Annotated in this window: 5 protein-coding genes and 1 pseudogene; 5 read left to right on the top strand and 1 reads right to left on the bottom strand. The window is 57.3% G+C overall.

The features are described 5' to 3' along the window. A pseudogene (locus ACIP1X_RS27265) lies at positions 1-1,128 on the top strand (hypothetical protein); the annotation flags it as partial. A gap of 280 nt (positions 1,129-1,408) precedes the next feature. Here ACIP1X_RS27265 and ACIP1X_RS27260 read toward each other — a convergent pair. Further along, positions 1,409-1,729 carry a DUF2288 domain-containing protein gene (locus tag ACIP1X_RS27260; protein ID WP_159815466.1) on the bottom strand — a complete coding sequence of 107 codons (321 nt, stop codon included), beginning with the start codon at positions 1,727-1,729 and terminating at the stop codon, positions 1,409-1,411. Between the two features lie 353 nt (positions 1,730-2,082). Here ACIP1X_RS27260 and ACIP1X_RS27255 point away from each other — a divergent pair, with 353 nt between their 5' ends. From ACIP1X_RS27255 to livG, 4 genes are all read left to right on the top strand, one after another. After that, positions 2,083-3,210 (top strand): branched-chain amino acid ABC transporter substrate-binding protein, encoded by a 1,128-nt coding sequence (locus ACIP1X_RS27255; protein WP_053117839.1) that lies wholly within the window; start codon positions 2,083-2,085, stop codon positions 3,208-3,210. Between the two features lie 230 nt (positions 3,211-3,440). Next, the gene (livH, locus tag ACIP1X_RS27250) at positions 3,441-4,358 is read left to right on the top strand and encodes a high-affinity branched-chain amino acid ABC transporter permease LivH (protein WP_400755823.1); all 918 of its coding nucleotides are present in this window, start codon (positions 3,441-3,443) and stop codon (positions 4,356-4,358) included. Beyond that, positions 4,355-5,611 (top strand): high-affinity branched-chain amino acid ABC transporter permease LivM, encoded by a 1,257-nt coding sequence (locus tag ACIP1X_RS27245; protein ID WP_008082257.1) that lies wholly within the window; start codon positions 4,355-4,357, stop codon positions 5,609-5,611. The genes livH and ACIP1X_RS27245 overlap by 4 nt, the downstream gene beginning before the upstream one ends. Beyond that, on the top strand, positions 5,608-6,354 hold a 747-nt coding region (gene livG, locus ACIP1X_RS27240), incomplete at its 3' end, for a high-affinity branched-chain amino acid ABC transporter ATP-binding protein LivG (RefSeq protein ID WP_400755822.1). The genes ACIP1X_RS27245 and livG, both read left to right, overlap by 4 nt.

The raw sequence follows: 6,354 nt of genomic DNA, 5'->3' as shown, positions 1-6,354 counted from the left end.
ATGGGCCGTATCCGCCCATGGAACGCGATGATGCAGATCTCCAACGACATCATGCGTTACGCCGAAGAGAGCGATGACGGCAACATCCAGAACATTGATGTCAATGCGATGGAAAAGCACGCCAACCAATACATCTCGCAGCAAATCTTCAACATTCTGACGGCGCAGGCGGTGACGACTGACTACGATCAGAACTATTTCCGCCGCGCCGGCATCGACATCGGTGAGACCATTCGCCTGGATGCCAACGATCTGTTCATGAGTCTGGCCGGCCCGGTGGCGATTGCCTACGCCGAATCGGTGGTGCCGGAAACTCCGCCGCCGAGCAGCGACAAATTCAAGGTGTTCGATAAAGAGCCGCAGCGCCTGAACATCGACGATCTGTTCTTCCGCTCGATCGACCTGCCGCACTTCAACAAGGTCACGCAAGCGATCGAAGGCATCAGCCTGCTGCCGATCGAATCCAAGCGTTATCGCGCTTCGCTGGAGCAGTACAAGAATTCCGGCTACGACGCCGCCGCGTTGCACGACCTGCACTTCTTCAAGAACTGCTCGTCGGTGGTCTCGATCGTTTCGCTGCCGAAGGATTACAAGCTGTCTTACATGGATCTGAACCGGTTGAAAACCCACCTCAACAGCCTGTTCCCCAACACCACGCTCAAGCGTTATGCGCTGGTGATCGGCGCCTCGGCCAACCTGTCGCTGACCACATTGATCGCGAAGAGCCCGTGCCTGTCGGACGACTTCCTGACCTTGATCGTCGCGTTCATCAAACGCTGCTTCGCCAAGACGCCGTACCGTTTCGATGAGACGCTGGACAACTCGATCCTCGACTTCATCATCAATGAAGAATTCGACGAAGATCGCATCGACGATTTGCTTAATGAATTCGAGAACCCGGCGAAGATCCTCGACACCAACTGGTACGCGATCAAACCGATGTACGAGAAGAAGTACCGCGAGCTGATCAACGACAAAGACAAGTTTGTTTCGATCAATGACATTCGGTTGTCGCGCGATTGTGTGAAGAAGTCGATCAAGTATTTGCGCGAGATCTATCGTCACCGGATTGGCAAGACCAAGGTTATTTCGCTGAATAACCATACCGGGAAGTCTTTCTCGGTCTGATCCGAGACCGAGGCGCCCCATTCGCGAGCAGGCTCGCTCCCACAGGGGGAATGCATTCCAAATGTGGGAGCGAGCCTGCTCGCGAAGGGGCCGGCACAGTCACTGAAGATTTTGCCTTTCCAACATCCAGAAACAATTAAGCAGCCCAAAGGCTGCTCTCTCAACTGTTCCCGTTACGTTTACGTCACCGTGATGCCACCCTCGCTTGTGGCCTTTCTTCACGGCAACGTGCCATCACGCTACTCCGCTACACACTTTTCGCCGACCAGCGGACGCACCATCAAGGTGCAACGTCGGCAGCGCCCGCCCTTTCCTGGATCAGAATCCACGGCGAAACCACCACTGCCCACAGCTGCGGATCGCGTTCGAAAAGATCCAGCGCCCGCGTTTCAGACAGCTTGGCGACTTTGTCTTCGGCCAGCCAGGCGGCGACTTTCTCGCCATCATCCGACGCCACGGCCTCGGCGGCAGCGATCAAATCCAGGTCAGGGTCGACCCACAATAGGGCACCCTTGGCGAAGAACGGCTCCAACTCTTTCCAGGTAATAGATGCGGTTTCACCAAGCAGCTTGGCATAGAGGGTGCTAGGTTCTTGATTCATGGGAACTGTCCGGAAAAGAAATCGACGCGAATAATAACGTCGGTGATCCGTCAGCAAAACCCGGTTGCAAAAGGCTGTACCGAACGAAAAGAGCAGGAAAGCCAAGGAATGCTGCTGATTGGGGCATAACCCCACGAACGCCCCGCCGCAATTCTGTCTTTTTCATTCAAAAAAGCGACACCCTCAGGTTTTGCCCCTCGGCGCCCGCTTCCCAGGCTAACAACCGGCGCTCTACACTGTACCGGTACAGTTGCCGGGGGCATTTCCGGAGGGTATCGCAAAGATATCTGACCCGGTTCTGCTGCTACGGCGCCAGAACTCAAAAAAAAATACAACAGTAAGAGTGGAGCACTATGACTAAGGCTACTAAGCAGATTTCCAAACTGTTTGCCGCAATGGTTCTGGCCGGGGTTGCCAGCCATTCGTTCGCAGCTGACACCATCAAAATCGGTATCGCCGGCCCTAAGACCGGTCCAGTAGCCCAATACGGCGACATGCAGTTCAGTGGCGCGAAAATGGCCATCGAGCAAATCAACGCCAAGGGCGGCGTCGACGGCAAGAAACTCGAAGCCGTTGAATACGACGATGCCTGCGATCCGAAACAAGCAGTAGCGGTAGCGAACAAGGTCGTCAACGACGGCGTCAAGTTCGTGGTCGGTCACCTGTGCTCCAGCTCCACTCAACCGGCTTCGGACATCTACGAAGACGAGGGCGTGATCATGATCACCCCGGCCGCCACCAGCCCGGACATCACCGCCCGTGGTTACAAAATGGTCTTCCGTACCATCGGTCTGGACAGCGCCCAGGGCCCTGCCGCCGGTAACTACATTGCCGATCACGTCAAACCGAAAATCGTTGCTGTGCTGCACGACAAGCAACAATACGGTGAAGGTATCGCCACCGCCGTCAAATCGACCCTTGAGAAGAAAGGCGTGAAAGTTGCCGTGTTCGAAGGCGTCAACGCCGGCGACAAGGACTTCTCCTCGATCATCGCCAAGCTCAAGCAAGCCAACGTCGACTTCGTTTACTACGGCGGCTACCACCCGGAGCTGGGCCTGATCCTGCGTCAATCGGCTGAAAAAGGCCTGAAAGCCAAGTTCATGGGTCCGGAAGGCGTGGGTAACGACTCGATTTCGCAGATCGCCAAAGACGCTTCCGAAGGTCTGCTGGTAACCCTGCCGAAATCCTTCGACCAGGATCCGGCCAACATCGCCCTGGCTGATGCATTCAAAGCGAAGAAAGAAGATCCGAGCGGCCCGTTCGTGTTCCCTTCCTACTCGGCGGTTGAAGTGATTGCCGGCGGTATCACCGCTGCGAAGAGCGAAGACCCGGCCAAAGTGGCTGAAGCCATTCACGCTGGCACCTTCAAAACCCCGACTGGCGACCTGAGCTTCGACGCCAAGGGCGACCTGAAGGACTTCAAATTTGTGGTTTACGAGTGGCACTTCGGCAAACCAAAAACTGAAGTATCCCCTCAGTAAGGCGCTGCCTGACTGACTGCCAATAAAGCCCACGGCGTGCCGTGGGCTTTGTTTTACGAATGTATGGGCCGCGCTGGCGTGATCCGCCAGTCTCCCCACCTGAAAATCTCAAAACCGTCATCAGCGGTTCGCTGGCAAAACCCGGATTCGAAGTGGATATAGATCCACGGGGCCGGGCGGGAAAATGACTCCACCAGTGAAATGCGTATCAGGTTTTTAGGAGCGTTGTAATGCCTGACCTCTATCACTTCTTCCAGCAGCTGGTTAATGGTCTGACCATTGGCAGCACGTATGCCCTGATTGCCATCGGCTATACGATGGTTTACGGCATCATTGGAATGATCAACTTCGCCCACGGCGAGGTGTACATGATCGGTTCCTACGTGGCGTTCATCGCCATCGCCGGGCTAGCCATGATGGGAATCGACAACGTCCCGCTGTTGATGACCGCGGCCTTCATTGCGAGCATCGTTGTCACCAGTTCCTACGGTTACAGCATCGAACGGATCGCCTACCGCCCCCTGCGCGGCAGCAACCGTCTGATCCCGCTGATTTCCGCCATCGGTATGTCGATCTTCCTGCAGAACACGGTTCTGCTAGCGCAAGACTCCAAGGACAAATCCATCCCCAACCTGATCCCCGGGAACATTTCCTTCGGGCCAGGTGGCGCACATGAAGTGCTGATTTCCTACATGCAAATCGTGGTGTTCGTGGTGACGCTGATCGCCATGCTCGGCCTGACGCTGTTCATCTCCCGTTCTCGCCTGGGTCGCGCCTGCCGCGCCTGCGCCGAAGACATCAAGATGGCCAACCTGCTCGCAATCAACAACATCATCGCCCTGACCTTCGTCATTGGTGCTGCGCTGGCGGCCATCGCGGCCGTGCTGCTGAGCATGCAATATGGCGTGATCAACCCGAACGCCGGTTTCCTCGTCGGCCTCAAAGCCTTCACCGCAGCAGTACTCGGCGGCATCGGCAGCATCCCCGGCGCCATGCTCGGCGGGTTGGTGCTTGGGGTGGCGGAAGCGTTTGGCGCCGATATCTTCGGCGACCAGTACAAGGACGTCGTGGCTTTCGGCTTGTTGGTTCTGGTGCTGTTGTTCCGTCCGACCGGCATTCTGGGCCGTCCGGAGGTTGAGAAAGTATGACTAGGAATCTTAAACAGGCACTGTTCAGTGCCTTGCTGGTGTGGGCTGTGGCCTACCCGGTACTCGGACTGAAACTGACCATCGTCGGCATCAACCTCGAAGTGCATAACACCAGCCCGATGATTCTGGCGACCATCGCCATCTGTTCGGTGCTGATGTTCCTGCGGGTGCTGTTCAACCAGCAGATCAGCAAGGCGTGGAAATCCTCGCCGGGCATGCCGCTGATCCCGGCCAAGGCCAGCAACTTCCTGACCCTGCCGACCACGCAACGCTACTTCATCATTGCGCTGATCATCGGTGCACTGGTGTGGCCGTTCTTCGGTTCGCGTGGCGCGGTGGACATCGCAACGCTGATCCTGATCTACGTGATGCTCGGCCTCGGCCTGAACATCGTCGTCGGTCTGGCCGGTCTGCTCGACCTCGGTTACGTCGGCTTCTACGCCGTCGGCGCCTACAGCTACGCGCTGCTGTCGCACTACTACGGCTTGAGCTTCTGGATCTGCCTGCCGATTGCCGGCCTGATGGCGGCGACGTTCGGCTTCCTGCTGGGCTTCCCGGTGTTGCGTTTGCGCGGTGACTATCTGGCGATCGTGACCCTCGGCTTCGGTGAGATCATCCGTCTGTTCCTGCGTAACCTGACCGACATCACTGGCGGTCCGAACGGCATCAGCAACATCGAGAAACCGACGTTCTTCGGCCTGACCTTTGAACGCAAGGCTGCGGAAGGCATGCAAACCTTCCACGAGTATTTCGGCCTGCAATACAACTCGATCAACAAGGTGATTTTCCTCTACCTGGTTGCCCTGGTGCTGGCGCTGGCGGCGCTGTTCGTTATCAACCGTTTGCTGCGCATGCCGATCGGCCGAGCGTGGGAAGCGCTGCGTGAAGACGAAATTGCCTGCCGTGCGCTGGGTCTGAATCCGACGATCATCAAGCTGTCGGCGTTCACCCTCGGTGCTGCGTTCGCCGGTTTCGCCGGTAGCTTCTTCGCCGCCCGTCAGGGTCTGGTGACCCCGGAATCGTTCACCTTCATCGAGTCGGCAATCATCCTCGCCATTGTCGTGCTGGGTGGTATGGGCTCGCAGTTGGGTGTGATTCTGGCCGCCGTGGTAATGATCCTGTTGCCGGAAATGATGCGTGAGTTCAGCGAGTACCGCATGTTGATGTTCGGTGCCCTGATGGTGTTGATGATGATCTGGCGTCCACAAGGTCTGCTGCCGATGCAACGCCCACACATGGAGTTGCGAAAATGAGCCGCGAGATCTTAAAAGTTGAGAACCTGAGCATGCGCTTCGGCGGCTTGCTGGCGGTCAACGGCGTGGCCCTGACTGTCAAAGAGAAACAAGTGGTTGCCTTGATCGGGCCGAACGGCGCGGGCAAGACCACCGTGTTCAACTGCCTGACCGGTTTCTATCAGCCCACCGGTGGCAGCATCCTGCTCGACGGCGAGCCGATTCAAGGCCTGCCGGGCCACAAGATCGCCCTCAAAGGCGTGGTGCGCACCTTCCAGAACGTGCGCCTGTTCAAGGACATGACGGCGGTCGAGAACCTGTTGATCGCCCAGCACCGTCACCTGAACACGAACTTTCTGGCCGGCCTGTTCAAGACCCCGTCGTTCCGCAAAAGCGAGCGCGAGGCGATGGAATTTGCCGAGTACTGGCTGGAAAAGGTCAACCTGAAAGAGTTCGCCAACCGTACCGCCGGCACCTTGGCCTACGGTCAGCAACGTCGTCTGGAAATCGCTCGCTGCATGATGACCCGTCCGCGGATCCTCATGCTCGACGAACCGGCCGCCGGTCTGAACCCGAAGGAAACCGAAGACCTCAAGGCGCTGATCAGCGTGCTGCGTGAGGAGCACAACGTCACCGTGCTGTTGATCGAACACGACATGAAACTGGTCATGAGCATTTCCGACCACATCGTCGTGATCAACCAGGGCACGCCTCTGGCCGACGGCACGCCGGAACAGATCCGCGACAATCCTGAAGTGATCAAA

The organism is Pseudomonas sp. NPDC088885 (genome assembly GCF_044750025.1).
Taxonomy (GTDB): Bacteria; Pseudomonadota; Gammaproteobacteria; order Pseudomonadales; family Pseudomonadaceae; genus Aquipseudomonas; species Aquipseudomonas rustica.
Note: the sequence above shows the minus strand (reverse complement) of the source record. Positions and strands in the feature narration are given on the sequence as shown.

What these genes read in the sequence shown, in the direction of transcription:
- ACIP1X_RS27260 (WP_159815466.1), bottom strand. Translation starts at nt 1,729, where the DNA reads ATGAATCAAGAACCTAGCACCCTCTATGCCAAGCTGCTTGGTGAAACC.
- ACIP1X_RS27255 (WP_053117839.1), top strand. Translation starts at nt 2,083, where the DNA reads ATGACTAAGGCTACTAAGCAGATTTCCAAACTGTTTGCCGCAATGGTT.
- livH (WP_400755823.1), top strand. Translation starts at nt 3,441, where the DNA reads ATGCCTGACCTCTATCACTTCTTCCAGCAGCTGGTTAATGGTCTGACC.
- ACIP1X_RS27245 (WP_008082257.1), top strand. Translation starts at nt 4,355, where the DNA reads ATGACTAGGAATCTTAAACAGGCACTGTTCAGTGCCTTGCTGGTGTGG.